The following is a 26,845-nucleotide window of genomic DNA, read 5'->3' as shown; positions in this document are numbered from 1 at the left end:
CTAATCATGTTCAGCTTGTCGCTCTTTAAGCTTCAATAATATTTCTGCATGAACTTCTTTCGTAATCGGATAGAAATAAGCTAGAACTAAACCACCAATTAAGGCAATAGTTGGCAAGGGGCCAATGGATACGCGAATAGCAAAAAGTGCAGAAGCAGGTTGCACTGGCGCTGGTTGTCCCGGAACAGTCGCTATAAATCCTGCTACTTGTAAAGATTGTCCTACTAACCATAAACCCAACGCTAATCCGATTTTTTGCAACAACACCATAAATGAATAAAAAACACCTTCTCGTCGCTCCCCAGTTTGCAGTTCGTCGAGTTCAATCACATCTGGTATCATCGACCAAGGTACTAAATAGGCAGTAGAAACTCCAACGCCAGCCATAATTGCGAGTACATACATTTGCCAAATTTGTCCAGGTTGCAAGAAAAAGAGTCCAGCTTGTGCGATAATCCACAAACTCATTCCCATAAAGTAAACGGCTTTTTTACCATATCGCCGACTGACTTCACTCCAGACAAATAACATGGCTAAAGCAGTACCTTGAACTGCGATCGCAGCTTGGGTAAAAACGTGGTCTGGCATTTGCATCCAATTAACCACAAAGTAAGGCAGAATAGAAGCGGTCAACTGCACTGCTAACCAGGAACATAGATAAATCCCAATTACATACAAAAACGGTCGATTGCTAAATGCAATTCGCAACTGTTCTGCTAGTGGCAATGAGGCCGAACGATCTGCTTCTTCTTGGCTTTCCTGCTGAGAGGCAACATGATTGCGTGTTCCTAAAACACACCAGAATATTGGCAATACTGAGATAACTGTACAGACTGCACCCAAAATTATGTATTGTTTAATCGGATCGTTTTTAACTGCCGCAAAGATAACTTGTGCTAAGATTAATGAGAGAATGCTCCCCCCAATGGAGAAAGCAAATCGAAAACTATTCAGGCTAGTGCGTTCGTTGTAGTCTTTTGTTAGTTCTGGAGTAAGGGCCGTGTAGGGGAGGTTAACGGCAGTATAAGCGGTGTTAAAAAGGATGGCGATAATCACATAGTACCAAAACAGAACTGTATGATTTGTACTGGGAACAATCCACTGTAAGAAGAAGAAGATACCGAAGGGAATTGCACCGAATATCATCCAAGGGTAGCGACGGCCCCAAGGGTGATTTGTGCGATCGCTTAATACGCCTACAATTGGGTCATTCACAGCATCCCAAACCTTGCCAATTAGGAGAATGTTGCTTGCCAACCCCGCAGGCAAACCAGCAACATTTGTGAAGAAAAACAGCAGGAAAAATACTAGGATATTTGCAGTGATTGCGGGGCCCATGTCGCCTGCACCATAAGCTAATTTGGTAGCAAAACTGAGTTTTTTCGGTTCTAGATTGCTGATCGGACGGAGAGGAAGGTGGGTATTGCTCATAAAATTTGGCAAGGATTTGTTAAGCAGGTGGAGCCTGCGTAGTTAGGAGTATAGCTTGCGATTCACCCTAATATTAATTTCTAGATTTGAATTTGCCAATTGATAATATATTGATTTTACATTTTTGTCAATAAAAAGCTCAAGGGCTGTGGTGCGAGTACAGCTTTTTTAGTCTTTAGTTTACTGTTTAAAGGTATTAGCAACTCTTTCCTTACAAGCTTTTGAGAATGGTACAAGATGCGATCTATAATTCAGTTATAGGTAAGATTTACTGAATTCAGTGTATTTACAAGTTTTGCTGTATCGCTCGATAACATTCAGCAACAGGTTCTCGCTTTTTCATGGCCTCAACTAGAGCTTCATAAGCTAGTTTATGATTTTCTATAAGATTGCGAGCTTGCAATAATGCCCGATTTTCTTTTTGCTTAAATTCAGACGCAGGACGGCGCAATTGTGATAAAATCAGTCTAATTTTATTGCGATCTTCCGCTCCTCCCTCAGCATTGCCATAAACTAAATTTTCAGCAGCAATTCCGGCCATCCAAACGGTACAGTATCGATCTAAAAGTTGAACGGAAAATGCACCTTTTTGCATTTGTGATGCTAATTCTTGGTCTTCAAATCTAACCCCGCCTTGTGCTGTTTGACCTTGTTTAAAAGCTTCCCAAGCGTTAAGTGCGTAGCCGCTGACGGGAATTTCTAATAAATAGGCGACTAGGAAATGTCCGGCTTCATGGCGGAGAATGCGATCGCGCCGATCGTCAGAACTTCCCGCCAACACATCTGATAAAATAGCACTGCCTTGACCTTGCCATTGGAAAGTATCGAATGCAGCTAACCCTAACAGGCAAAAAGTGGCGATCGCGGGTACTGCTTGCGGTAAATTTAACGCTGGGCCCAACAAAGTGGAAATTGTCACCGCGAAAATAGCGATCGCGCTCGCATTCAGAGAAGTTTGTCTCATTTTACAACTGTCGGCTCACAAGTTACAGGTAAATTTGGTACAATTCTACCTTGTCTATTTTACCAGCAAAGGGTTCTCATACAAAATCGGCGTTGAAAACTATATAAGTCCTGGCGATTAGAAATCGCGGCTATACAAACAAAGTCCGCCGACGCGGACTATAAGATCAAACGGGTAATAAACCGAATTTGATATCATACCAATCCGGCTTAAATACCCCCTTTATTCTTTAGTCCGCGCAGGCGGACTTTGTTTGTGTAGTAGCGATTTCAATCGCCAAACGATCGAGGAGATATCAAACCCGGATTTGAGATCGCTTATGCGAGAACCCCAAATCAAAACAGTTAACCGTTAACCGTTAACAGTTAACAATTACCTGTAAGACGGAGCCTTGTCTCTACCTTTAAACTCGCGAGCAGAATTTGCATCATAACCTCCCGTCCGCAAGCGCCGATCTAAATCGCTTGCTTCCGGCGAAGCTTTTTCTGCTTCCTCAATTGTAATTCTCCCTTCCAGCACCAACGCATAGAGCACCTGATTGATAATTTGCATCCCTTCGTAAGTGTCAGTTTCCATCAATCTAAATGCGTTTTCATCGTCACCTTTCATCAGATAATCGTGCATAGCAGGCGTATTCACCAAAATGTCGTGAACTGCCACCCGGCGATTATCCACAGTCGGAAGTAATAGTTGAGCAACTACCGCCACTAACGAGTCACAAACCTGAATTCGCATCGCCTCCTGTTCATCAGGTGGGTAAAGGTTTAACAACCGATTCACAGAATTGATAGCGCTGCGAGTGTGGAGAGTACCTAACACTAAGTGTCCAGTTTGAGCTGCCTGCAAAGCTGTATTAATAGTAACGCGATCGCGCATTTCCCCGATCAAGATTACATCTGGATCTTCGCGCAAAACTGCCCGCAAAGCCTGTTCAAACTCATGAGTATGTAAACCAACTTCCCGCTGACTAACTAAACACTTTTTAGAAGGGTGAATGTATTCAATCGGGTCTTCAATTGTAACTACGTGCTTCGATTCTGTTGCATTCAGGTGGTCGATCATCGCCGCCAAGGTCGTAGATTTACCCGAACCCGTCGGCCCTGTAATCAAGATTAATCCTTGCTTGCGACAGATAATATTTTTCAGAACTGGCGGCAACCCCAACTCATCAATTGAAGGAATATTCAAATTGATCAGACGCAATACTATAGCACCACCACTTAAAGAATCAAAACAATTTACCCGACACCTCACCAAACCGGGGTAAAAAATCGCCGTATCTAACTCTTTCGTTTCTGCAAATTGCCTGCGTTGGGAGGGTGTAAGAATTTCTGCCAAATAATGTTCAAAAATTTCTGGTGTAGTCATCACCTGATTTCCAGGTACTACCATCTCACCGCGAATCCGAAATCGGGGAACTTGGCCAACTCGAATGTGAATGTCAGAAGCTTTGCTACCATGAGCAGCTTTCACCATTTGCTCAATAGAAGTATCGGGTACATCTTCATGGTGACGAGCAGCTTGTACCCCCGATGGCATCGGGGGTGGTGGGGGTGGGGGCAGGTGTGCCCTGCGGCCATGAGCTTCAGCTCGAACGGGCGTAGCATTATTTAATTGGTTCATTTCTTTGTCTCCTGCGGTAAAACAGTATTAATTGCTAAAAACTGGCTAATTACTAAAGACTAATTAACGGCTAACGATTCAGAAGAATTTACAATTAACTATTAGCAATCCCCAATTAGCAATTAGCGCTTAGAAATGAATACTCCTGTTATCAGAACCGGTCATCAAATCACCTACTGGCTAGAAACTCACTGGGTTGCCCCTGCCTACGCGGGTTGGCTGCTAGGCTCGCTAGCCTTATTCTTTTTTGGAGCTGCATCGAATACGATGGCAGGATGGTTATATGTCATCAGCGGCGTGATTTTGGCAATGCTAGGGATGGCTGCTGTATTGCCTGCGCGATCGCTTCAACCCCTGCAAGTCCGCCGCCGACCAATTCAGCCAGTCAGCGTTGGCGACCAACTAACGATCGAATTAGAAATCGAAAACCCCGCCGACCAACCCAAAACCCTGTTGCAAGTCCTAGATATTCTACCCTTTGTACTCGGACAACCCACACCCCATGCCATTGAAGTCATACCTTCTCAGGGTATTTACTTAGACACATACTATCATCCTACACAGCAACGGGGAGTCTATCGGTGGAATGAAGTAGAACTGAGAACAGCAGCGCCTTTGGGGTTATTTTGGTGTCGCCGCAGCCGGAGTGCTAAGGCTGTGGCAATTGTATATCCTACAGTTTTGCCCTTGACCACCTGTCCTCTGGTGGATCGCATGGGTCAACAAGAAAGTCCGCAATTTTACGAGAGTAAGCGATCGCAAATGGCTACAGAGGGTATTACCCGCACACTGAGACCCTACCGACATGGAGACCCGACCCGTTTGATTCACTGGCGAACCAGCGCGCGTTACGGAGAGTTCAGAGTGCGGGAGTTAGAAATCTCTACAGGTAGCCAGGAAATTACTATCACCTTAGACAGCGCTGCTACTTGGCAACATTCAGATTTTGAACAAGCAGTCATTGCGGCTGCATCCCTGTATTTCTATGCTAGCAAGCGCCAGCTTAACGTCAAGCTCTGGACGGCGGGGACGGGGGAAGTTAGTAGCAGTAGAGGGGTGTTGGAAGCTTTGGCAGCAGTGAATGCGGGTGAAGATGTGGCTTTTGATTTGCCGAGGGTTCCTTTAATCTGGCTGAGTCAAAATCCAGGGAGTTTGAGCAGTCTTCCCCCTGGTAGCCGATGGCTGCTATGGTCGCCAGAAGAGGTGTTGAAAGGGGAAAAAATCCTCGGAAAGTACGATTTTCCAGGTTTGGAGATTCGCCGGGATGAGCCGTTGGAACTTCAACTCCAGAGGGTTCTAAGTCGCGTTTAGAGAGAGTGGGCAAGAGTAATTTTTAACCAAGTATGCCTTTAGAGGTATAGACATTTATGCTCTTTTGACGGATGATTGATTTGTGTGAGGAGTAGGTTTAAGTTTCTAAATCAAAAGAAAAAGCTCTTGGGGTCGAAACACGGCAAGACTCCCAAGAGCTTTTTCTCAATTCAAAAATCCATTCTCGTGTTTCAACATAGCCGAAGGCAGAAGGAAGAAGCAAAATCTAACGGGAAGCACCGATATTTTCCTCTAAATACTTTCGCCGTTTAGTACCACAAATTGAAGTTTTTACCCACAGCCTACTTGCTTGCCTTAAAATTTGAGTGGCAACCCATCCTGAAATACTAACATTTCCCCCGGCTGCATCTGCGTCCAAACTTCGTTATCAGTAAGCGGAACAGTAGCAATTACAGCCACGCGATCGCTTTCCCCCGTTAACTCTCGAAAATCTAAAGTTAAGTCTTCGTCAACTAAATGAGCAGTACCAAAAGGTGCTTGACGCACAATATAAGTTAGCAGCGTTGAGCAATGTGCAAATAAGTGTTCTCCATCCGAAAACAAATAGTTAAATACACCTTTTGCTGCCAGAATTTTACTAATATCTGCGAGAACTGAATAAAGTTCTTCTAATGGAGGTTTACTTTGAGGAAAGTGTTGCCGCAAAGTTTCTAGTATCAAACAAAATGCTTTTTCACTGTCAGTTTGACCGACTGCTTGATAAAAACCTGCATTTTCCGGCTCAAATTCGGGCAAATTACCGTTATGAGCAAATACCCAATAGCGACCCCACAGTTCCCGCTGAAAAGGATGACAGTTTTCTAGAGTAATTTCACCTTGAGTAGCTTTACGGATGTGGGCAATTACATTAGTAGAATGGATAGGATAGCCCCGCAACAATTTGGCTACAGCAGAACTGACGGAAGGTTGAGCTTCTAAAAACAGACGGCATCCCAAACCCTCAAAAAAGGCAATGCCCCAACCGTCAGCGTGAATATCTGTTTTGCCGCCTCTTGCGGAAAAGCCCTCAAAAGAAAAGCAAATATCCGTTGGCACATTGCAGTTCATTCCTAGCAGTTGGCACATGGATTTTGGATCTCTGGAATTGAGATTAATAATTGAGATTAATAATTATGTCTAATATTATCTCTAATATTATGTTTATTTTATGTGTAAAGGCGAACTATTTGCCCCCGAATCTCTGTAAAAACAGAATTTCCCTGATGCAAACACTTCGCCCTTACAAATTGCCGGAAACTAATCTAAAGTTTCACTTCAATATCCACACCGGCTGGCAAGTCCAGTTTCATCAAAGCATCAATAGTTTTAGCGGAAGGCTGATGAATGTCGATAATGCGGCGATGAGTACGAGTCTCGAAGTGTTCCCGTGAATCTTTATCAACGTGGGGCGATCGCAGCAAACAGAATATCCGCCGTTTCGTAGGTAAGGGAATCGGGCCGATCGCAGTTGCCGCAGTCCGGTTTGCTGTATCTACAATCTTCTCGCAAGATGCGTCAAGAATACGGCGATCGAAGGCTTTGAGGCGAATGCGGATTTTTTGTTGTTGGATAGTTGCCATTTGATTTTCTTTAGTTTTCTAGGTTCAGTTGTTTTTTTATTGTTAACCGTTAACTGTTAACTGTTAACTGTTAACTACAAATTAGAAGAGCAGAAAAGCTTATTGACATTTTGCAGCTTTTCTGCTCCACCTAATTTTAGCGGAGTCCTACTTGAGGATTTTGGAGACAACGCCAGCACCTACAGTGCGGCCACCTTCGCGAATAGCGAAACGCATCCCTTGTTCAATAGCGATCGGGTTGATCAGTTCCACTGTCATTTTGATGCGGTCTCCCGGCATCACCATTTCAGCTTCGCTACCATCATCACTGGTGAACTGATTGATCGTACCAGTTACATCCGTCGTGCGGACGTAGAACTGAGGGCGGTAGCCGGAGAAAAACGGCGTGTGTCGGCCGCCTTCTTCCTTCTTAAGGATATAAACTTCAGATTCAAACTGAGTATGAGGAGTAATCGATTTGGGCTTAGCAATTACCATGCCCCGTTCAATATCCTTCTTTTCAATCCCCCGAAGCAGCAGACCCACGTTGTCGCCAGCCAGACCTTCTTCCAGAGACTTGGTGAACATTTCCACACCAGTTACGGTAGTGCTGCGAGTATCCTTAATACCCACTAATTCCACAGTTTCGCCAACTTTAATTTTTCCGCGTTCGATCCGGCCAGTAGCCACCGTACCCCGACCAGTAATCGAGAATACGTCTTCAACTGCCATCAGGAAGGGCTTGTCAATTTCGCGTTCTGGGGTGGGAATGTAAGCGTCTACTTCTTCCATCAGCTTGTAGATCTTATCGATCCACTCATTCTCGCCTTTCTTGATCTTGGGATTAGCAGTCATCGCTTCGAGAGCCTTCAATCCCGAACCAGTCACAATGGGGATATCATCGCCGGGAAAATCATAAGAACTCAGGAGTTCGCGAACTTCCAGTTCCACCAGTTCCAGTAGTTCTGCGTCGTCTACCATGTCTTCTTTATTCAAGAAGACAACCAGACTAGGAACCCCAACTTGCTTGGCAAGTAGGATGTGTTCGCGGGTTTGAGGCATGGGGCCATCTGCTGCTGATACCACGAGGATACCGCCGTCCATTTGAGCAGCACCAGTGATCATGTTTTTCACATAGTCAGCGTGACCGGGACAGTCTACGTGAGCGTAGTGCCGTTGTTCCGTCTCATATTCGACGTGAGCTGTGTTAATCGTAATACCCCGCGCTTTTTCTTCAGGCGCAGCGTCGATTTCATCATACTTCCTAGCCTTAGCCTGACCAAGGGCAGATAGGGTCATCGTAATTGCGGCGGTTAAAGTTGTTTTGCCGTGATCGACGTGACCGATAGTGCCGATATTTACGTGGGGTTTCGTCCGTTCAAATTTTGCGCGTGCCATTCTTGATTCTGTTCCTTTGTCAGTTATTAGTTGTTAGTAGTTACTTGTTAGTTGTTAGTAGTTAGTTGTTTTAAGTTTACAACTAACTACTAACCCTTAACCCTACCACTAACAATTAGTTGTCATTAGTTAATTGTTAGTGGTTAGTAGTTAGTTGCTTTGAGTTGGCAACTAACTACTAACTCCTAACCACTAACAATTAAGAGTTCCCTTTGCTCTTGGCGATGATGGCTTCAGCCACGTTGCGGGGGACTTCTTCGTAATGGCTGAATTCCATTGTGAAGATCCCGCGACCTTGGGTTTTCGAGCGGATGTCTGTGGCATAACCAAACATTTGTGCCAAAGGAACTTTGGCCGCAACTTTGGCAAGTCCTTGTTCCGTCTCTTGACCTTCAATCTGACCCCGGCGAGAGTTGAGGTCGCCGATGATGTTCCCGATATAATCTTCGGGCACTTCGACCTCTACTTTCATCATAGGCTCTAGCAGCACGGGCGTTGCTTTCATCACGGCTTCTTTGATGGCCATTGAGCCGGCGATCTTAAATGCCATTTCGGAGGAGTCTACATCGTGGTAAGACCCATCTACCATCGTGGCTTTAAGGTCGATCACTGGATAGCCAGCGACAATGCCGGATTCGCAAGCTTCTTTCATCCCTTGTTCTGCGGGGCCGATGTACTCTTTGGGTACAGCGCCACCAACAATTTTGGAGACGAATTCAAAGCCGGTTCCTGGTTCCCCAGGTTCCAGTTCGATGACGACGTGGCCGTACTGACCTTTACCGCCGCTTTGACGGATGAATTTGCCTTCAGCGCGGACGGCTTTGCGAATGGTTTCGCGGTAGGCTACCTGGGGTGCGCCGACGTTGGCTTCGACTTTGAACTCTCGCAGCATCCGGTCAACCAGAATTTCCAGGTGCAGTTCGCCCATACCGGCGATGACTGTCTGGTTGGTTTCGTGGTCAACTCTGACTCGGAAGGTAGGATCTTCCTCGGAGAGAGATTGCAGAGCTTTGGAGAGTTTCTCCATGTCGGCTTTGGTTTTGGGTTCGACCGCTACGGAAATCACGGGTTCGGGGATGAACAACGACTCCAGAACAATGGGAGCGGTGTCATCGCAGAGCGTGTCGCCGGTAAAGGTGTCTTTGAGACCCAAGGCTGCTCCTAAGTCGCCGGCTCGAAGTTCGTCTACTTCGATGCGATCGTCGGCTTTAAGGACGATTAAGCGAGAAATCCGCTCTTTTTTGTCCTTAGTGGAGTTCATCACGTAGCTGCCTTTTTTGAGGATTCCGGAGTAAACTCGCACGAAGGTCAGACGGCCGTAGGGGTCTGCCATGATTTTGAATGCCAAGGCGGACATTGCCGCATTGTCATCGGCTCCCCGTTCGGCTGTATCGCCGTTGGGCAAGGTTCCCTGAATTGGGGGAACTTCTAAGGGGGAGGGTAGGTAGTCGATCACTGCATCTAGCAAGAGCTGCACGCCTTTGTTTTTGAAGGCGGAACCGCATAGCATGGGGACGATCGTACCTGCGATCGTGCCTTTCCGCAGGGCAGACATGATTTCTGCTTCTGTGAGTTCTTGCCCTTCAAAGTATTTTTCCATTAGGTCGTCGGAGGTTTCTGCCGCCGATTCGACTAATTTGGTGCGATACTCTTGGGCTAACTCTTGGAGGTCTTCAGGGATTTCGGTTTCTTCAACGTCGGTGCCGAGGTCGGTGGTGTAGATGTAGGCTTTCATCTTTACCAAATCGACAATCCCTTTAAATTCGCTTTCGCTACCGATGGGGATCTGGATGGGGACGGCGTTGGCTCTCATGCGATCGCAAATCTGAGCGTAAACTTTATAGAAGTTCGCACCCGTGCGATCCATCTTGTTTACGAATACAATCCGAGGTACTTTATAGCGATCGGCTTGTCTCCAGACTGTCTCAGATTGGGGCTGGACTCCGCCGACTGAACAAAATACGGCGATTACTCCATCCAATACCCGCATCGATCGCTCAACTTCAATTGTGAAGTCTACGTGACCCGGAGTATCAATGATATTAATCTTGTAATCTTTCCAACTGGTAGTAATGGCAGCGGCAGTAATGGTGATTCCACGCTCCCGCTCTTGAGCCATCCAGTCGGTAACTGCTGTTCCCTCGTGGACTTCACCCATCTTGTGAACCACGCCGGAATAAAACAGGATTCTTTCAGTCGTTGTTGTTTTGCCCGCATCAATGTGGGCGGCAATACCAATATTGCGTGTTCTCTCAAGCGGGACGGAACGTGCCACAGCTACCTCCTTTAGTTTGTGTTGCTGTTATATTACAATAATACTACATAATATCGAGTCATAACAACCGAGCTGGCTGACTCGTACATGGAGTTTACTGTTACATTTTAATATTTTTTGCAAGATTTGTTCACACAAACATTTGCTAAAAGCCCAAGGCAACTGGGGAAGAGTTGGGAGTTTTGAGAGATGGCTACAGATAAGCTTTATTCCTCTCTTGCCAGCATCCCCAGTCTCTAAAATTAGTACCGATAGTGGGCAAAAGCTTTGTTTGCTTCTGCCATCCGGTGGGTTTCTTCGCGCTTACGAATGGCACTGCCCGTTTCATTGGCGGCATCCATCAATTCATTCGCTAGCTTAATCGACATGGAGCGACCAGCTCTAGCCCGTGCAAACCGGATCAACCAACGTAAGGCCAAAGCAGTGCCTCTGTCAGAGCGCACTTCCATTGGGACTTGGTAGGTTGCGCCGCCTACCCGCCGCGCTTTCACTTCTACTAGAGGTGTTGCATTTTTGACAGCTTTTTCAAACAGATCCAAAGGATCGGCCCCCGTCCGTTCTTGGATGGTTTTCATTGCATCGTAAATAATGTTTGACGCAACTGATTTTTTCCCACTTTGCATAATGCGGCGTACCATCATCGTGACTAGGCGGCTGTTATAAACCGAGTCAGCGGGAATCGGACGTTTTTGAATAACCCTACGGCGAGACATAGTTTAATTTTGGATGCGTGATTTTTGATTTTGGCTTTTTGATTGGGCCCAGATGCGTGAGATCGCCACAGGCTTTGAGGAACTTGGCTGGCTATATAGCAGAAGGCACAAGGAAATAAAAGCAATGGCTTCAGCAATTCAGAACTTTTTAGTTACCTTGGCGGTTGCTATTTCACTTTGCTGATAAATAATTAAATCAGCAAGCGTTGTCGCCTTTAACTGCGCGATCGCGGTTAGATTCTTATTTTTTGGCAGCGCCAGCTTTGGGACGTTTGGCTCCGTATTTGGAACGCCCTTGTTTGCGGTCTTTTACTCCGGCGGTGTCTAAAGTTCCACGAATAATGTGGTATCTCACTCCCGGTAAGTCTTTGACCCGACCGCCTCTAATCATCACTACTGAGTGTTCTTGGAGGTTGTGACCAATGCCTGGAATGTAGGCTGTTACTTCAAAACCAGAGGTTAGGCGCACCCGCGCTACCTTTCGTAGTGCTGAGTTTGGTTTTTTGGGTGTGGTCGTGTAAACTCTTGTACAGACCCCACGACGCTGAGGGCAACTCTTGAGAGCTGGGGATTTAGTCTTTTTCTGCGTTTCTTCTCGTGCAGAGCGAATAAGTTGCTGAATAGTGGGCATGAGTTAGGGCTCGTTTAGCTTTGTCGCTAGTTTCTACTTTAAATGGAATCCGCACTGAAATACCCTTCCCCTTGGCAGGGATGGGATTTTGGGGGAAATATGTTTGGGTGGGGATACCAGACCTTCCATTGTAAATGACTTAACTGTTTTTGGCAAGAGATTGGGGAATTTAGGATTGGGAATTTGGGATTGGGAATTTGGGACTGGTCGGTGTAGTGAGTTAAAACTGTCGGGACGATGGTAAGTAGGTAGACACAAATAAACCTGGCTGTGTAACAGAATGTTTATTTGCGATCGCCCCTGCGATTGCTTCGTTTCACTCGCAATGACAGACTTAATGTATTTTCCTACTCATCTACTTAATGGCTTAATGGCGATCGTTCAAATTTGTAGCGGAAGTAGTAGAGAGAACAACGAAGAAGCAAAAACAACAAAGCCATATTTTTCCGATTTCCCTCATCCCCCCACCTTCCCCACCTTCCCCATCCTCCCCATCTCCCTCATCTTCCCATCCCCCCATCTCCCCCCTTTCCGCATCCTTCTAGGGAACCAGTTAGCAGATCGTCTACTCTATGGGAGTATAGCAACCCACACTTGACAAGGGGGTTACTACACCTCTGGTATCGCTCAAATTGCTTAGGCAGTAAGGGTTTAAGGCAATGAAACATAACTTGAGAGTGGTGACATTCCAGGTAACGGTAATCAGCAAAATGTAGTTGCCTGAGAGAGTGGAACACTAGGGTCACTCTTATCCTCTCTACCTCCCTAACATTCAAAGTGTAGAGAGTTGAATCAGGCAAGCGGATTCAAACCCAAAGGAAACCAGCCATTCACCCTCTATATCTTCTACCCTTTCCACGCAGTCGTTCAGTGCATTACCAGAGGTAAAACCATGTCTGTCAAGTTTGCTAACTCCCCCGCCACTAACAATTCTCCGATCGCTCCCATGCTGACAACTGTTGAAGAGGCTGCTCCTGTACGCTCTACTAATTTGAATGCCGCTGAAAAGAGTTCTGAGCTAGGCTTTGATACGATTACTCTGGCGGATTTCATGCTCAAGGAATTGCAAGCAGCACTGAAATCAACGACCAGAAGCGCTCAAACGGTGGCAATGCGAATCGCTTTAGAAGTGGAACGGATTTGTCAAAAGAGCGATCGCATCCAAATTTCTGGTGATGTTCAATCTTGGCAGCTTACCTTAGCCCGTCACCGTTTGCAAAAGTGCTTGGAATACTACCGCTTGGGTTCCAAACAGGGTCGCGTTGAGCTACATTCTCATCTAGCGGCAATGATTTACCGTCATGTTGCGTCTTTTCGAGCTAACTTAAATTTCCAAGCTCGTTACAACATGATTGAAGATTTCCTGCAAGGATTTTACATCGAAGCTCTGAGAGCTTTTCGTCGGGAACACCAAATGGCGGCTGACTATACACCGCGTACTCAATTAGAATTAGCGGAGTATATGGCATTCACGGAACAATATGCCAAACGTCAAATTGGTTTGCCGGGACGTTCTCGCCAAAGATTGATTGTACTTCGGGCTCAGGGTTTTGCTAAGGGCCAACCTCCCGAAACTGCTTTGGATATTGAAATGGCCGTAGAATCGGGTAAGGGCGAAGAAGCGGAAGCTCACAGTCGCTCAGCAGCGATGCAGCAGGTAAGGGAACAGATGGTTTCTGAGTCTGTCGATCCGGCGGAGGCGGTGTTGCGCGATCGCGTGGTCTCGGAGTTGATAGAATATTTGCAATCTCAAGGTCAGTCGGAGTGTATTGACTATCTGACTTTGAAACTCCAAGACCTCTCAGCTTCCGACATTGACCGGATTCTGGGTCTTTCTCCCCGCCAACGGGACTATCTACAACAACGTTTCAAGTACCATGTGGAAAAGTTTGCTCGTACCCAAAACTGGAAACTGGTACACCAATGGTTGGGTGCTGATTTGGATCAAAAGTTGGGTATGACTTCGGTACAGTGGGAAGCTTTTAAGGCAACGCTTTCAGAAGAACAGCTACAACTGCTGGAATTGAAGCGGAATCAAGAGAGCGATAAGGCGATCGCATCTGCTCTTAAATGTACTCTCAAACAAGTGCAAAAACGGTGGGCAGGGTTACTGGATATGGCTTCGCAGTGCCGTAATAGCACTACTCCTGCAAATGTGGGTAACGCCAAATGAGTCTAGACACTTTGTTTAACCCCCCCAGGCGAGGGCGGGATTTCCCCGCCCCATTTCCTACTACTGCGCCAAAAGAAATTCGATATATTAGACAAGGTTAATATTAGTGGTGACGGTATGACTGTCAATCTGGCTCCGGGTTTAAATTTAGAAAGGCCGAGGACTCCTACGGTGCTTGCGCTCAAGGAAGTTTTTCAAGGTCTTGATGCTGATAGCTGTCCGGGTTCTTACAATTTTCATCTGCACACTGTTTGTTCTGATGGGCAGCTACGGCCAGATGAGTTGATGGAGTCTGCGATCGCGATCGGTTTGAAGGGGTTAGCTATTACCGATCATCATAGTACAAATGGCTATTTTCAAGCTCAGATTTGGTTGGAGCGTTGGATATTAAATGATTCTGAGAGTAAATTAATAACGCCTAATCTGTGGACTGGCATAGAAATTAGTGCAAATTTGTTGAATATTGAAGTACATATTCTCGGCTATGCTTTTGAGCCAGGACATTCTAGTTTACAGCCTTATTTGCATGGTAAAACTGCGATTGGAGATGCTTATCTGGCGGAAAATGTAATTGATGCGATTCATCAGGCTGGAGGTTTAGCAGTGTTGGCTCATCCTTGTCGCTATCGGCTTTCACCTAATAAGTTAATTCCAGAGGCGGCAAGTTTTGGAATTGATGGGGTAGAGACTTTTTATGCTTATGGTAATCCTATTCCTTGGTGTCCGAGTCCTCAGCAAACTATGTTAGTTAAAGAGCTTGCTAAGGATTGGGGTTTGTTTAATACTTGTGGGACTGATACTCATGGTGTTAATTTGTTGCAGAAGCTTTAATCAACAGGATTTATGCAAGAGTCAGCAGCGATGATTGCTACCCGTAAATACAGCCGTACCTAGAACTTTTGCGGTTGTTAAATATGATTTTTCAGGAATATGCTTAAGGGCAGGTGTATAAGATTCTAAAATTACCTTTGGTTAAAACTTATGGATGCCATCACGCTAACGACTTCGATCGCTCCTTTTATCACTCCTTTTCTCCCCTTTTTGCTCAAGTTCGGTGAGAAGTCAGCCGAAACTGCGGGCGCTAAATTGGGGGAGGAAGGTTGGAATAAGGCGAAAAAAATTTGGGACAAGCTACACCCCAAAGTTGAAGCTAAGGAAGATGCCAAAGTTGCGGCTGAACAGGTAGCAGCAAAGCCGGATAGTAAGCCTCGCCAAGCGGTATTTCAGGAAGAATTAGAAACTTTGCTGAAAGAAAACCCTGATTTAGTAGAGGCGATCGCCCAAATCATGCAGGAAGGATCGGTTGCTGCTAGTGGAACACAAATTACCCAGACTGTCGAGAATAACGAAGGACAGACGATAGGTCAGATGACGGGCGGTAAAGCAGTCGGCAGGATTGACGGGAATATTCAGGGTGGTGTGAACTTCTAAATTGAAAGCGATCGCATTATGACAATTTCTCCAGATTCCGAATCAGCTTCCACCCCTGAACCTATTACCCAGATTAGGCAAGATACAGACAACAATCAGGGACAGGTAATCGCCCAGATGATAGGTGGTTTTGCACTGGGGCAACTCATTATTCATCAGTCTCAAACTCAAACGCTACCTAAAACAATAGAAACTGCTACCGATTCCGTTGAATTGGGAGAAAACCCCTATCAAGGACTAAAGCCGTTTTGGGAAATGGACGGCGATCGCTTTTTTGGCAGAGATATCGAGATTAACAAACTGTGGTCACGTTTTCAGGAGTTGTATGGCGATCGCACTAAAATTCGAGTATTGCCGATTTATGGGCCATCAGGATCGGGTAAATCCTCATTAGCAAGGGCAGGGTTAATTCCAGCTTTAGGTAAGCAACCTTTACCCGGAAAGGATCGGGGGCGCGTAGTAGTATTGACTCCAGGTAATGACCCCCTTGAAGCTTTAGCTACGGTGTTAGCTCGGATCGCTACTAAGGATGAAACTCCCGTTGCTAAGACAAGGGAATTTAAACAAGAATTACTTGAACTTAACGAAAAGCAAGAATTTGACGGGCTGCGCCGTATTGCCAATGTTTTGCCTGATATCGCTTTTGCACCGTTGATTGTATTGGTAGATCAATTTGAGGAACTTTACACTTACACCCTCTGCAATGATGAGCAGGTGCGCTCTGCTTTTGTAGAGAATTTGCTTTGTGCGGCAAGCGACTCTTCTCAAAGAGTTTCAGTGATTATCACGATGCGGAGTGATTTTTTAGGGAAAACTCAGCAACATCCTCGCTTAAATCAACTGTTTTCCTCTCAGGGTTTTTTAGTCCCGATTATGCAGCCAGAGGAACTGGCGATCGCAATTACTGAACCTGCAAAACAGAAAGGCTACGAATTAGATAAGGCAACAGTACAGTTGCTTGTTGAACAATCCAAAGGACAGGAAGGAGCATTACCTCTGTTACAATTTGCCCTAACTCAGATTTGGGAAGGGTTGCGTAATAAGATAGAACCAGCAGATACCCTAAAGCAAATTGGCGGTGTCGGTGGAGCGTTGGCGAATAAAGCAAAAAGTTTGTATGAGTCTTTAAACACTGAACAACAAAAAATTGCCCGATCTACTTTTCTGGCTTTAATTCAATTGAATGACGATCATACAGCAACCCGTCGCCGTGCGCCTATTTCGGAACTGATTACCAGCAAACAGGATGAACCCCTTGTGCGAGAAGTAATTGAGCGTTTTGCTGATCCGGGTGTATGGATTTTAGTTACTTTTTCTAATGAGCAACAGGTGGAAATGGTGGAGGTTGCCCATGAAGCTTTAATTCACAAATGGAAAGAATTACAGGAGTGGCTTAAGGAACACTGGGAAAACCTTCGCAATAAGCGCAAAATTGAGCAATCTGCTTTCGAGTGGCAAGATAATCGAAAATCTAAGGATTATTTGCTTCAAGGGCGCAGACTCCGTGATGCTAGAGAATTTATACAGGCTCAAAAAGATAATGCTGAAACCTCACTATGTGGATTGGCAAAAGAATTTGTAAAAGCAAGTGTAAAAAAACACAGAATTAATACCTTAAAATCTGCTCCTGTTTTGCTTGTTTTATCAATATCCATTCTGGGTTTTGTTCATTTACAAATCATTGGTAGAGCAAATTCCATATTATCTCGTGATGACTGCAAAGCAGATTTTGAGATTAAAGGACTGTTGGAATATATGTGGTGGACAAGATATGCTAATGGACTTAGAGATGTGAAGCTCTGTAATGAAGATTTATTTAAAGTTCAACTTCCCCGTATATATATATTGAATGCAAATTTTGATATGGCTAATTTGTCTAATTCTAATTTCCGCGGATCTAGATTACCTTTTTCTAGCTTTAAAGGAGCAACGTTGTTATCTACTGACTTTAGTGGAAAAGCAGTATTGACAGGAGCAGATTTTGGGTGCAACCATTCTGAATGCGCTACTTTATTTAAGGCTAATTTTGAAAATTCAAATCTAAGCGATGCTAACTTTCAGGGAGCATTCTTGGAAGAAGCAATTTTCAAAGGCTCCAATCTAACAAGGGCTAAATTAGATGCAGCAGAGGGATTGACTGAAGAACAACTACAAGATTCAATACTCTGTGATACAGTAATGCCTGATTATCTAACTAATATTCCTCGCAACAGAGACTGTCCACGTTAACAAACACATTTTTTCCCATTGCTAATGCCATATTTAATGCAATGGCCTTGGTTATCCACACAGCAACACTGCTCACCCTCCTTGGCAAAAAATGTAGCTTCATTCCTGCTATTAGTATCAAACATAGCAATTTCAGTACCACAGTCTGACAAAGCCTCAGATGCCATTTTTCTGAGCTTTTTAGCTTCTTTCTCTTTGTGTTCCGTTGTAGTGATATCAGTTTCAGTTATTAATAACGCTTCTGTTAAAACAAGAATTGCTGTTTCTTGATATCTACCAATTTTCATCAGTGCTTGAGCCAAAGATATATGTTCTTCTGTGATTTTTGATTTGTCAATTTTTACTTTTTTTGCTTGAACAAGTTGTTCATTCCTTAATTGATTAAGTTGTTCTTTTGTGTAAAAACATTTATCTAATCTTTCTCGCAAAGAAAAAGCAACCTTTGTAATCGGAGAACGAGGGATGAAGTTAGCCTCACTGATTTTCAGTTCAACATCTTCTAATTCTTCATTATTTTTAATTACTTCTTGCAGTTTTTTCTCGAATTCCCAACGGATTTCATCGAGTTTCTTTTGGAGTTTAGGAAATTCAGAATACATAGGTTTCCTCGCTTTTGATGTTAGATAAAGTGTTGAAAATTTTTGATCTGTTCGCTCTGAAGATGCACAATCATCATAATATTTTTCGTTAGTAAATGCCTTAATAGCCTCTACCGAAGCATCAGCATCAGCTAAACCATAGCCTGTTGCTAGATCCACTCCTGGTCTGGCTCGACTGCCTCCTGTACTGGGATTGCTAAAACCTTCAGTAACATCGCGGGCTGTTTGCTGCAAGATTTGCTTTACTCTAGCGGGAGACAAATGGGGATCGCTCTGCTTGAGCAAGGCACAAATACCCGCTAACTGAGGTGCTGCGGCTGAAGTACCACTAAAAACAGCCCATCCATCTGAGGGTAGTGTACCATCACCGGCAGCAGAACGCGCTTGATCTACCCGACTACCTGGAGGGACAGGTAGCCGAATATAAGCTCCATTGGGCAACTGTCCGACTAATCCGCAGACATCTGGAACTCGTCGTCCCGGATAAACTGGGCTAATAAAGCTGCTGGCATAATTGCTTGCCTCCAATAAACCTTTCAATGACCCTTTTAGATGTTTATAAACGCCGCCAACTGCGATCGCCTCTGGATGTTGTGCTGGAAAACCCCATTGTCCATTCCCAGCCGAAAAAATAACCACAATCCCTTCATAGACAGCACGAGCAACAGCAGCAGCTAAGAGTTTGTCTTGAGGAGAAAGTTGACGGTTTCTTTGATCGGAACCCCAACTACAAGAAATAATATCTGGTCGCTGCTCAATGGCTCGCTTGAAGGCTGCCACTGAGTCAACGTTCGCGATTTTATCTTCGACTACTACGCCAAACTTGATCATTATTAGTTCTGCTTCAGGAGCTATGGCAAAAACATTTGCAGATTCTCCTGTACCATGACCGCTAATATCTCGATCGAGATCGGTTGCACCAGGGGCAAGAACGACATTTACCTTATAGTTATGCTCTCTAAAAAATGGATGGGGATACCACCCAGAATCGATCATTGCCACCCTAACGCCTTTGCCTGTGATGCCGTTTTGGTGAACTAGGTTTGCATTTAAACCTTGAGCCACATCATCGGGTACATTCAGGTATTTTGCCGTTTTTTCTGGGGGTTCTGATGTGGGAATAGTCGGTCGAGAGTAGTAAACAGGTTCGTTAATCGCAATTCCATCTAACACATCATCCCAAATTGTCTTAGAGGTATCAATCTCACCAAATGGTGTGTTATCAACTGAATTGATCAATATTGTCGTGCCGATCTCACCCATTTCTGTGATCGTAGGGCGCTCAATTGCCTCCAAGGTTGTCTGAAACGATCGCTCATAAAGCTCTGGCTGGCCAGCAATGCTGATCGTGGCAAAGCCAACCTCTAAAATTTCAAATCCTGCCGCCTTTAAGCGTTTAATCGCTAATTCGACTTGGTGGGGTTCTGCATAAAATTGAGTCACATTTTCGCTAGTCACGGGCTGCGAGTGGCGTAACAACGATGCCCCAGTTATTGAACGAACAACAGCCTCAGTGTAGATTTTAGACGGTAATACTGGCTGATTTTCGCTGCTCATAAGGATTTCCCGTTCACACTGCGTTAGATTGCTAGGCGCGATCGCTTATTTTACCAAATTTACTTTCCCGATTTAGGCTGCTTAGTTTCAGGTTCAGAAGATTGTAAAGCCGCATCAAGAATTATATTATCATGAATTTTAACCTCCACCTTTGCCCACCAATCTATTCCTAAAAAAGCTTGAGCATTACCGCGAAAAACTGCAATTTCTACCCAACCATGAGAACCAACTAAAGCAATCAAATTACCAGATTCGGCGCTGCTGTAACTTGTGCCACTGGGTATGACAAAATCTCGATCGGACTCGCTGCTAAGTTTTGACCGCGCGATCGCAACAGACCAACTTTTACCCGCAACCAAAGTTCCCGGAATATTAGTAATCAAATTGCCAAAATAATCGATATACTGAATACAGCCATCTACACAGTTCGTTGTGGGAGTACAAGCTGGAATAGGCGATCGCACTAGACTATCAGGATCTATGGCTCGTCCCAACTCCTCCAAAGGAACCCCACTAGCTAAGTGAGCTCCCACCGTCGCAAAAATATCTCGACCGTGAAAAGTGCTGCTAGGTTGAGATGTCCGCCAATATTGCGGGTTACTTAATTCTACAGCCGCGTAGGTGTAGCCAGCCGTAGGCATCGCACTCTCGTGACTCAAAACCCCGCTAAACAAGCCATTATCCGGCCCCACCAGCACGCAATTGGCACATTTCACTGCTACACCGCGTCTACTACTTCCAACTCCCGGATCGACAACAGCAATATGTACGGTTCCCGCAGGAAAATAAGGATATGCAGTCATCAGGCAAAATCTACCCGCAGCAATATTTTGCGGCGGAATTTGATGGGTGAGGTCTACGATCGTTAATTGCGGGTTGATTTGAGCGATCGCGCCTTTGAGGACACCAACGTAGACATCGCTCAAGCCAAAATCTGTCAGCAGAGTTATTATTTTAGTTTTAAACATTTTGGAGGCTAATTTTTTATGGCTAAGAGTAAGTTTCCCCTACATCTAAAGATACTTGCCTTAGCCTTATTTTCCCTAGCTTTAACCTTACTTTTACCCACAATTGTCATTTCCCAGTCTGTACCAAAGGGTCTAAGTGAAATTCACTTTTCTCCACCGCAGGAGTCTGCACCAATGGTCGTTAGGAGGCAAGAGTTGCGATCGCGCTGTCCTTGCTACAATTCTATCAATTCTCTCACAGCACTACTACCGCCTACAAGTTTGGCACTAACTACCGCCGAGCACCCAACATTTTTTTTATATGTCCCCCACGCTACTACTACTAAAACCGTAACCGATAAAGATGAAAATGCGTGCAACAAAACTGTCAGCAACTCCCATTTGAGGGAGAGTTTTGAAGTAGAGTTTGAACTCCTTGACGAACAAGAAGAAAAAATTTACCATACAGCATTCACGATCGCAGGTACTCCCGGCGTTATTAGTTTCACTCTTCCTAAAGACTCTCCACCACTGGAACTGACAAAATATTACCGCTGGTATTTTGAGGTAATTTGCGATCCCGAAGATCGCAGCGGTGACAGTGTAGTGAGTGGATGGACTCGCCGAGTCGAATTAATTCCTAATTTAGCCCAAGAATTAGCACAAGCATCGCCTACAGATCGCCCTGCTATTTATGCCCGTTCTGGTCTTTGGCACGATACTCTAACGGCCTTAGCGCAGTTACGGAAATCACAACCCAACGATCTACCTTTAGCTAATGCTTGGGCGGAATTATTAAAGTCTGTAGGATTGGAAAATATCAGTCAAGAACCTCTAGTTGAATGCTGTAATATAGCAGAAGGCAGGAGGCAGGAGGCAGGAGACAGCAGGTAGAGCTAAATATTTAAATTGATTTTTGCTCTAAAATTTAGGAAAGAAATATGAGTCAGCAGTGGGACAATTTTCTAAAAAATTTAGGAGTTTGGGAAGGTACTTTTACCAAGTTCTCACCATTAGGAGAGCAACTTGAAGATATCCCTAGTATTCTGTCCTTAGAAGGCTTAAATAATAAAAAAAGTGCGCGCCTAACTCTCCGCCGCTTTTTACCTAACCCTAACAATGCCTCCGAATCAACAGTCAATGAGTTGGTGCGAGAATATCAGTATCTAGGCAGAGATATTCTGTTTTTTGAAAATGGGGCTTTTTCTCAAGGTAGTATCCAACTCGCCCCCTATTCAGAGTTTGGGGCCGAGTTGAGTTTTATCTACGGTAATCAGCGTCTGCGCCTAGTGCAGCTATGCGATCGCGACGGCAATTTAGCTAGTTTAACACTGATACGTGAAAAGCTAGCGGGTAAAGATGTACCCGAAAAACCGCCTTTGAAGGTTGATGATTTAATTGGCGAATGGCGAGGAGAAGCAGTAACAATTTATCCAGATTGGCGACCATCGGACTCTTATCCTACCTCACTGCAATTGCACCGCGATGACCACAATCAATTATTACAAAAGATAACTTTTGGTAGTGGTTTAGATATTAAAACAATTGCTTCTAGTGCTTTAATTGACGGTTCTATCCTCCGGTTTAATCAAAGTTCCCAAGCAATGCAAGTGCTATTGCTGCCCGGCGGTGCTTCTGCTACCACGCCAGTGCCAGTTCAGCGAAGAAAATCTTTCTTTTTAGAGGCGGGTTGGCTGGTAGAATCAGACTTACGGCAACGGATGATTCGCTCTTATAATGAAAACGGAGAATGGGTGAGCTTGACCTTAATAACCGAACGTAAAGTTAGCTAAAACTATTGACTTAAATTGTCAGCTACTTCTAACAAACTTCAGATAATCATTCCATTTTCAGGGTAAATGTTTTCTGGGATACAAAGAGGTAAAAGCAAGACTGTTATAGTTGAGCTAGTACCTAAGTATCATCATTTATAGTATGCGTCCTCACCCTATAAAATTTCCTCTGCGCGGGGTTCTTGTTGTTCCTTTTGTATTGCAAATTGTTCTTGCTGTCGGACTTACAGGATGGCTTTCCTTACGCAATGGGCAAAAGTCAGTTCATGATGTTACTGCTCAATTACGTAGCGAGATTACGGCCCGGATTGAACAGAACCTCAAAAGCTACATCGAGCTACCACATATTATTAATAAAATCAACGAAGATATTGTAAAACTCGGTAAGTTAAATGTGGACGATCAAGATGACTTGAGACTTTACTTACGGAAGCAACTTCAGTCATTTGAGTCAATCAATTACATCTCCTTCGGCAGCGAACAGGGACAGTATACTTCCTTCGATAGAACAACTACAGATGGTTCATTTCGCATTAGTTGGTTAACAGAAGCTCCGGGTAATCTACATATTTATGCAGCTAACAGCACAGGAGAGCGAGCCAAAGTCTTAGATGTTTTCCCTAATTACGATCCGCGTCGCCGACCTTGGTATCGCGCTCCCATCGAACAAGGTGGCCCCGCCTGGAGTCCAATTCATGCTTTGTACGCTCAATCAATACTGGCAATTAATGCTAGTCAACCCTTATACGATGAAACCGGGACTCTTCGCGGAGTATTCACAGTCAACTTTAGCCTCTCGCAAATTGGGAATTTTCTACGTAATTTAAAAATCGGTCGTTCTGGACAGACTTTCATTGTCGAACGTTCTGGAGAATTGGTGGCAAGTTCCGCAAACGTGCTGCCATTTACAATTACCGCTCAAAAAAAAGCAACGCGCATAAAAGCTACAGAATTTGGCTCTCCCCTGATTCGCGCGACCGCCAAATATTTAGTCGAAGATTTTGGGGGATTGAATCAAATTACTCAGAGCAAAAATCTTACTTTTCTAGTCGAGAATCAGCGGCAATTCGTGCAAGTATTGCCTTTTTCAGATAGCCGTAACTTAGATTGGCTAATTGTGGTTGTTGTTCCCGAATCCGATTTCATGGAGCAAATTAATGCCAATACAAATACTACAATTATTCTCTGTATATTTGCACTGTTAATAGCAACCGGATTGGGAATTTTAACTTCACAATGGATTGCTGTCCCTATTCAGCGATTAAGTCAAGCTTCCAGCGCCATCGCTGATGGCAAACTCAACCAAACAGTAATCGTCAAAGGGGTGAGTGAAATCCAGGTTTTGGGTGAGTCATTTAACAAAATGGCACGGCAGTTACAAGACTCTTTTACAGCTCTGGAAGTTAGAGTAAAACAACGAACAGCCGAACTACAAGAGGCCAAGCTTGCTGCGGAACTAGCCAACAGTGCCAAAAGCGAATTTCTCGCTAACATGAGTCACGAACTGAGAACCCCTCTCAATGGTATTTTGGGCTATGCTCAAATCTTAATGCGCTCAAAAAACATTCAAGAAACTGACCTCAAAGGTTTAGGTATAATTCAGCAGTGCGGTTCTCACTTATTGACTCTGATTAATGACATTTTAGACCTCTCCAAAATAGAAGCAAGGAAAATGGAAATTTATCCTAATCAATTCCATTTTCTAGCATTTCTTCAAGCCGTAAGTGAAATTGTCAGGATTAAAGCTGAACAAAAAGGAATTACTTTTATTAGCCAATTCGATCCAGCACTGCCGGTGAGCGTACAAGCCGATGAAAAACGCTTGCGACAAGTATTAATCAATCTTTTGGGTAATGCAGTCAAGTTTACTGAAGAAGGGAGCGTTACCTTCAAGGTTGGTGTGATTGAATCATCTACGATTGATGCAGAAGCAAGCACCTTCAATGCCATCAATAAAATCCGTTTTCAAATAGAAGATACGGGATTAGGGATGAGTGAAGAACAAAAACAAAAAATCTTCGATCCCTTTGAACAGGTAGGCGATAGTAAACGCAGAGCAGAAGGAACGGGGTTAGGTTTAGCAATTAGCTCAAAAATTGTGGAGGTGATGAGTTCCCAAATTAGAGTGACTAGCCAACTGGGAGAAGGTAGTCAATTCTGGTTTGATTTAGACTTGCCTTGTGCCAGCGAATTTACATTAAAACCGACTTTTGATTTAAAGGGAACAATTGTTAGTTTCCTCGGCAATAAACGCAAAATATTAGTTGTAGATGACCGCTGGGAAAATCGCTCCGTGATTGTCCATTTATTATCTCCTATTGGTTTTGAAGTCTTTGAAGCTACTAATGGTGCTGAGGGGTTAGACAAAGCAAATGAGTTAATACCAGATGCAATTATTACTGATTTAATTATGCCGATAATGGATGGTTTTGAATTACTGCGTCGCCTCCGTATTTCTGACCAGTTTAAAGATACAGTTGTCATAGTTTCTTCTGCTAGCGTGTTTGAAGCAGACCAATACAAGAGTTTAGAGGCTGGAGCAAATGCTTTTTTACCCAAACCTGTGCAAATTTCAGAATTGTTTGAAGTATTGCAGAAACAATTAGGTGTATCTTGGGTTTATGCAGAGCCAACTCCAGCAGCACTTACTAGCGGATCGAATACTGAATTATCCTCTGTTAGATGTTTGGTGATTCCCCCACCAGACAAAATGAAAATTTTGTATGATTTAGCAAAAAAGGGTAATCTTAAAGGTGCGATCCAACAAGCAGAGGAATTGAAAAAGTTAGATGAGCAATGGATTCCTTTTGCCGATCGTATATGTGAAATGGCAAAAGGGTTTCAGGAAAAACAACTTCAAGCTTTCTTAAATCAGTATCAAGTTAAATAGTTAAGGCTAAAAGAATAGTCCGCGTTAGTCATCTCCTTGATTGGTAATTCTGTCGTCATTGGGAGCTCCGTGAAGCAATCGCCAAGTCTCTGCGATTGCTTCGGGATTGCTTCGTACCCTCAGATGGCAACGCTTTTGCATCATCAATATTAGGGCTTACGCTCATAGCCCCAGAAACCGGGTTTTTGAGAGCATCTGTGGGTCACGAAGAAGGCAGGAGGCAGGAGGCAGAAGGCAGGAGGTAGAAGGTAGGGCGAAGTATTTTCGTCAAAAAACCCGGTTTCTTTGGTTGGGTGCGTAAGTGCTCTGTACTTCTATGTAACAGAATATCTAAGTGATGGACAGTCTTACAGTTTTTTTGTATTCGATACATATATTTCAAACCGAACTTTCTCCTCAAGTTAACCATTGCGATGTATTTTTTGCTACATTGAAATTCCACCTCAGACTTACATAGTCAGATGTATGGCGATCGCGATCGCAAGTTCTGAGCACTTGAGTATCTAACTTCCCGACACAGCGGGGCGTGCCATATTCGTCCCTTGTGGATATATCTCCCAACATCCCTTTTATGCAAACAACTTCCACAACTTCAGACAGCAATCGACCTTTTTTAACTTGGCAGCGAATTATAGACTGGGCACAAGAACACTACCGCTATCGAACTTTTAACAAAGACGAACGGATTCCTGCCAGACCCGGCTTGCTCTATTTAGTAGAGCGCGGTTCTATCCGACTGGTAGGCTCTTCCCTAATTAGCGCCAGCGGTACTAAAAAATCCCCGCGTCGCAATCCTGAAGAAGCTTTTTTAGGCTTCGTGGGTGCAGGTCAACCCTTTGAACTCGTAGCTCAGTCGCCTTTTACACTCCAAGCTTACGCCCATACTGACCAAACAAATGTACTGTGGATGTATTGGCACGATCTAGACAACTGGCCCCACTTCCGCCGGGAAGTCTTAGATGCCTTTCGCTATCAGCATCAGCGAAAACTTTTATGGCTCAGTACATTAGGCCAACGGCGAACTCTGGACAGATTGTACGGATTTCTAACTTTGCTGATCGAGGAATTCGGCGAACCTTACATTAATGAAGCAGATCCCGATCTAGTCCGGGGCTACCGTTTGCCTTGGCTTTTAACTCATGCTCAAATTGGCAGCGCGATCGGTTCTACACGAGTGACAGTGACGCGCTTAATGGGCAAATTGCGCTCCAAAGGTTTGATTTATACCCAAGATGATAATTTAATTTGTCTGCCTACCGACTCTGACCAAAACTAAAAAGTTTTTAACTGTTTAACTGTTTAATTGTGTGCTATTGACTGT

At 44.4% G+C, this 26,845-nt stretch carries 22 protein-coding genes; 10 read left to right on the top strand and 12 right to left on the bottom strand.

From position 1 onward, the window contains the following. The 3 genes from OSCI_RS07690 to OSCI_RS07680 all read right to left on the bottom strand — a co-directional run bounded on the left by OSCI_RS07690 (position 1) and on the right by OSCI_RS07680 (position 4,018). Positions 1–1,431, bottom strand: a complete 1,431-nt coding sequence (locus tag OSCI_RS07690; protein ID WP_007354338.1) for an MFS transporter — start codon at positions 1,429–1,431, stop codon at positions 1–3. Between the two features lie 286 nt (positions 1,432–1,717). After that, positions 1,718–2,395 (bottom strand): hypothetical protein, encoded by a 678-nt coding sequence (locus tag OSCI_RS07685; RefSeq protein WP_007354337.1) that lies wholly within the window; start codon positions 2,393–2,395, stop codon positions 1,718–1,720. A 372-nt stretch (positions 2,396–2,767) separates the two neighbouring features. After that, on the bottom strand, positions 2,768–4,018 hold the full coding sequence (locus OSCI_RS07680) for a type IV pilus twitching motility protein PilT (RefSeq protein WP_007354336.1): 1,251 nt from the start codon (positions 4,016–4,018) through the stop codon (positions 2,768–2,770). Positions 4,019–4,153: 135 nt separating this feature from the next. On the opposite strand from OSCI_RS07680, the gene OSCI_RS07675 reads away from it, so the two are divergent. Continuing rightward, on the top strand, positions 4,154–5,329 hold the full coding sequence (locus OSCI_RS07675) for a DUF58 domain-containing protein (protein ID WP_007354335.1): 1,176 nt from the start codon (positions 4,154–4,156) through the stop codon (positions 5,327–5,329). A 315-nt stretch (positions 5,330–5,644) separates the two neighbouring features. Here the strand turns inward: OSCI_RS07675 and OSCI_RS07670 are convergent, their stop codons facing one another. The 6 genes from OSCI_RS07670 to rpsL all read right to left on the bottom strand — a co-directional run bounded on the left by OSCI_RS07670 (position 5,645) and on the right by rpsL (position 11,905). Beyond that, a complete protein-coding gene (locus OSCI_RS07670) occupies positions 5,645–6,415 on the bottom strand; it encodes a class II glutamine amidotransferase (protein ID WP_007354333.1) in 771 nt (256 codons plus the stop codon). 176 nt (positions 6,416–6,591) lie between these two features. Further along, a complete protein-coding gene (gene rpsJ / locus OSCI_RS07665; RefSeq protein ID WP_202796229.1) occupies positions 6,592–6,900 on the bottom strand; it encodes a 30S ribosomal protein S10 in 309 nt (102 codons plus the stop codon). A gap of 156 nt (positions 6,901–7,056) precedes the next feature. Continuing rightward, positions 7,057–8,286 (bottom strand): elongation factor Tu, encoded by a 1,230-nt coding sequence (tuf, locus tag OSCI_RS07660; RefSeq protein ID WP_007354331.1) that lies wholly within the window; start codon positions 8,284–8,286, stop codon positions 7,057–7,059. Between the two features lie 199 nt (positions 8,287–8,485). Then, entirely contained in the window at positions 8,486–10,561 is a 2,076-nt protein-coding gene (fusA, locus tag OSCI_RS07655) for an elongation factor G (RefSeq protein ID WP_007354330.1), read from the bottom strand. 242 nt (positions 10,562–10,803) lie between these two features. Further along, a complete protein-coding gene (gene rpsG / locus OSCI_RS07650; RefSeq protein ID WP_007354329.1) occupies positions 10,804–11,274 on the bottom strand; it encodes a 30S ribosomal protein S7 in 471 nt (156 codons plus the stop codon). A gap of 241 nt (positions 11,275–11,515) precedes the next feature. Beyond that, a complete protein-coding gene (rpsL, locus tag OSCI_RS07645) occupies positions 11,516–11,905 on the bottom strand; it encodes a 30S ribosomal protein S12 (RefSeq protein WP_007354328.1) in 390 nt (129 codons plus the stop codon). A gap of 325 nt (positions 11,906–12,230) precedes the next feature. Here rpsL and OSCI_RS29740 point away from each other — a divergent pair, with 325 nt between their 5' ends. The 5 genes from OSCI_RS29740 to OSCI_RS07625 all read left to right on the top strand — a co-directional run bounded on the left by OSCI_RS29740 (position 12,231) and on the right by OSCI_RS07625 (position 17,738). After that, the gene (locus OSCI_RS29740; RefSeq protein ID WP_157135548.1) at positions 12,231–12,503 is read left to right on the top strand and encodes a hypothetical protein; all 273 of its coding nucleotides are present in this window, start codon (positions 12,231–12,233) and stop codon (positions 12,501–12,503) included. A 294-nt stretch (positions 12,504–12,797) separates the two neighbouring features. Continuing rightward, a complete protein-coding gene (locus OSCI_RS07640) occupies positions 12,798–14,078 on the top strand; it encodes a HetZ-related protein (protein ID WP_007354325.1) in 1,281 nt (426 codons plus the stop codon). A 117-nt stretch (positions 14,079–14,195) separates the two neighbouring features. Further along, positions 14,196–14,909 (top strand): PHP domain-containing protein, encoded by a 714-nt coding sequence (locus tag OSCI_RS07635; protein ID WP_007354324.1) that lies wholly within the window; start codon positions 14,196–14,198, stop codon positions 14,907–14,909. Positions 14,910–15,059: 150 nt separating this feature from the next. Next, positions 15,060–15,509 (top strand): hypothetical protein, encoded by a 450-nt coding sequence (locus OSCI_RS07630; RefSeq protein WP_007354323.1) that lies wholly within the window; start codon positions 15,060–15,062, stop codon positions 15,507–15,509. Positions 15,510–15,527: 18 nt separating this feature from the next. Then, positions 15,528–17,738, top strand: coding sequence for a pentapeptide repeat-containing protein (locus OSCI_RS07625; protein ID WP_007354322.1), 2,211 nt, complete (start codon positions 15,528–15,530; stop codon positions 17,736–17,738). Here OSCI_RS07625 and OSCI_RS07620 read toward each other — a convergent pair. Both OSCI_RS07620 and OSCI_RS07615 read right to left on the bottom strand, forming a co-directional pair. Continuing rightward, positions 17,735–19,894 carry a S8 family serine peptidase gene (locus OSCI_RS07620; RefSeq protein ID WP_007354321.1) on the bottom strand — a complete coding sequence of 720 codons (2,160 nt, stop codon included), beginning with the start codon at positions 19,892–19,894 and terminating at the stop codon, positions 17,735–17,737. The two genes, OSCI_RS07625 and OSCI_RS07620, sit on opposite strands and share 4 nt — an antisense overlap. Before the next feature lie 59 nt (positions 19,895–19,953). Beyond that, on the bottom strand, positions 19,954–20,862 hold the full coding sequence (locus OSCI_RS07615; protein WP_007354320.1) for an SAM hydrolase/SAM-dependent halogenase family protein: 909 nt from the start codon (positions 20,860–20,862) through the stop codon (positions 19,954–19,956). A gap of 18 nt (positions 20,863–20,880) precedes the next feature. Between OSCI_RS07615 and OSCI_RS07610 the strand changes: the two genes are divergently transcribed. The 3 genes from OSCI_RS07610 (at position 20,881) to OSCI_RS07600 (ending at position 25,524) form a co-directional block, all read left to right on the top strand. Further along, complete coding sequence (locus tag OSCI_RS07610) at positions 20,881–21,735, top strand: DUF928 domain-containing protein (protein WP_019487724.1); 855 nt, start codon at positions 20,881–20,883, stop codon at positions 21,733–21,735. Positions 21,736–21,782: 47 nt separating this feature from the next. After that, entirely contained in the window at positions 21,783–22,634 is an 852-nt protein-coding gene (locus OSCI_RS07605; protein ID WP_007354318.1) for a DUF3598 family protein, read from the top strand. A gap of 142 nt (positions 22,635–22,776) precedes the next feature. Then, positions 22,777–25,524: a hybrid sensor histidine kinase/response regulator gene (locus tag OSCI_RS07600; RefSeq protein ID WP_007354317.1), complete on the top strand. Its 2,748-nt coding sequence runs from the start codon at positions 22,777–22,779 to the stop codon at positions 25,522–25,524. Between the two features lie 396 nt (positions 25,525–25,920). Here the strand turns inward: OSCI_RS07600 and OSCI_RS29735 are convergent, their stop codons facing one another. Then, a complete protein-coding gene (locus OSCI_RS29735) occupies positions 25,921–26,088 on the bottom strand; it encodes a hypothetical protein (RefSeq protein WP_155523422.1) in 168 nt (55 codons plus the stop codon). 7 nt (positions 26,089–26,095) lie between these two features. On the opposite strand from OSCI_RS29735, the gene OSCI_RS07595 reads away from it, so the two are divergent. After that, entirely contained in the window at positions 26,096–26,800 is a 705-nt protein-coding gene (locus OSCI_RS07595) for a Crp/Fnr family transcriptional regulator (protein WP_007354316.1), read from the top strand. Positions 26,801–26,845: the final 45 nt, after the last annotated feature.

Source organism: Kamptonema sp. PCC 6506, from assembly GCF_000180455.1.
In the GTDB taxonomy this organism is placed as follows: domain Bacteria; phylum Cyanobacteriota; class Cyanobacteriia; order Cyanobacteriales; family Microcoleaceae; genus Kamptonema; species Kamptonema formosum.
Note: the sequence above shows the minus strand (reverse complement) of the source record. Positions and strands in the feature narration are given on the sequence as shown.

Excerpts from the sequence above, each read along its gene's own strand:
- OSCI_RS07640 (WP_007354325.1), top strand. The coding sequence starts at position 12,798 with ATGTCTGTCAAGTTTGCTAACTCCCCCGCCACTAACAATTCTCCGATC.
- OSCI_RS29740 (WP_157135548.1), top strand. The coding sequence starts at position 12,231 with ATGACAGACTTAATGTATTTTCCTACTCATCTACTTAATGGCTTAATG.
- OSCI_RS07690 (WP_007354338.1), bottom strand. The coding sequence starts at position 1,431 with ATGAGCAATACCCACCTTCCTCTCCGTCCGATCAGCAATCTAGAACCG.
- OSCI_RS07680 (WP_007354336.1), bottom strand. The coding sequence starts at position 4,018 with ATGAACCAATTAAATAATGCTACGCCCGTTCGAGCTGAAGCTCATGGC.
- OSCI_RS07620 (WP_007354321.1), bottom strand. The coding sequence starts at position 19,894 with ATGAGCAGCGAAAATCAGCCAGTATTACCGTCTAAAATCTACACTGAG.
- OSCI_RS07625 (WP_007354322.1), top strand. The coding sequence starts at position 15,528 with ATGACAATTTCTCCAGATTCCGAATCAGCTTCCACCCCTGAACCTATT.
- OSCI_RS07670 (WP_007354333.1), bottom strand. The coding sequence starts at position 6,415 with ATGTGCCAACTGCTAGGAATGAACTGCAATGTGCCAACGGATATTTGC.
- OSCI_RS29735 (WP_155523422.1), bottom strand. The coding sequence starts at position 26,088 with ATGTTGGGAGATATATCCACAAGGGACGAATATGGCACGCCCCGCTGT.
- OSCI_RS07635 (WP_007354324.1), top strand. The coding sequence starts at position 14,196 with ATGACTGTCAATCTGGCTCCGGGTTTAAATTTAGAAAGGCCGAGGACT.
- OSCI_RS07595 (WP_007354316.1), top strand. The coding sequence starts at position 26,096 with ATGCAAACAACTTCCACAACTTCAGACAGCAATCGACCTTTTTTAACT.
- rpsL (WP_007354328.1), bottom strand. The coding sequence starts at position 11,905 with ATGCCCACTATTCAGCAACTTATTCGCTCTGCACGAGAAGAAACGCAG.
- tuf (WP_007354331.1), bottom strand. The coding sequence starts at position 8,286 with ATGGCACGCGCAAAATTTGAACGGACGAAACCCCACGTAAATATCGGC.
- OSCI_RS07675 (WP_007354335.1), top strand. The coding sequence starts at position 4,154 with ATGAATACTCCTGTTATCAGAACCGGTCATCAAATCACCTACTGGCTA.
- rpsG (WP_007354329.1), bottom strand. The coding sequence starts at position 11,274 with ATGTCTCGCCGTAGGGTTATTCAAAAACGTCCGATTCCCGCTGACTCG.
- OSCI_RS07630 (WP_007354323.1), top strand. The coding sequence starts at position 15,060 with ATGGATGCCATCACGCTAACGACTTCGATCGCTCCTTTTATCACTCCT.
- OSCI_RS07615 (WP_007354320.1), bottom strand. The coding sequence starts at position 20,862 with ATGTTTAAAACTAAAATAATAACTCTGCTGACAGATTTTGGCTTGAGC.
- OSCI_RS07600 (WP_007354317.1), top strand. The coding sequence starts at position 22,777 with ATGCGTCCTCACCCTATAAAATTTCCTCTGCGCGGGGTTCTTGTTGTT.
- OSCI_RS07605 (WP_007354318.1), top strand. The coding sequence starts at position 21,783 with ATGAGTCAGCAGTGGGACAATTTTCTAAAAAATTTAGGAGTTTGGGAA.
- OSCI_RS07685 (WP_007354337.1), bottom strand. The coding sequence starts at position 2,395 with ATGAGACAAACTTCTCTGAATGCGAGCGCGATCGCTATTTTCGCGGTG.
- OSCI_RS07610 (WP_019487724.1), top strand. The coding sequence starts at position 20,881 with ATGGCTAAGAGTAAGTTTCCCCTACATCTAAAGATACTTGCCTTAGCC.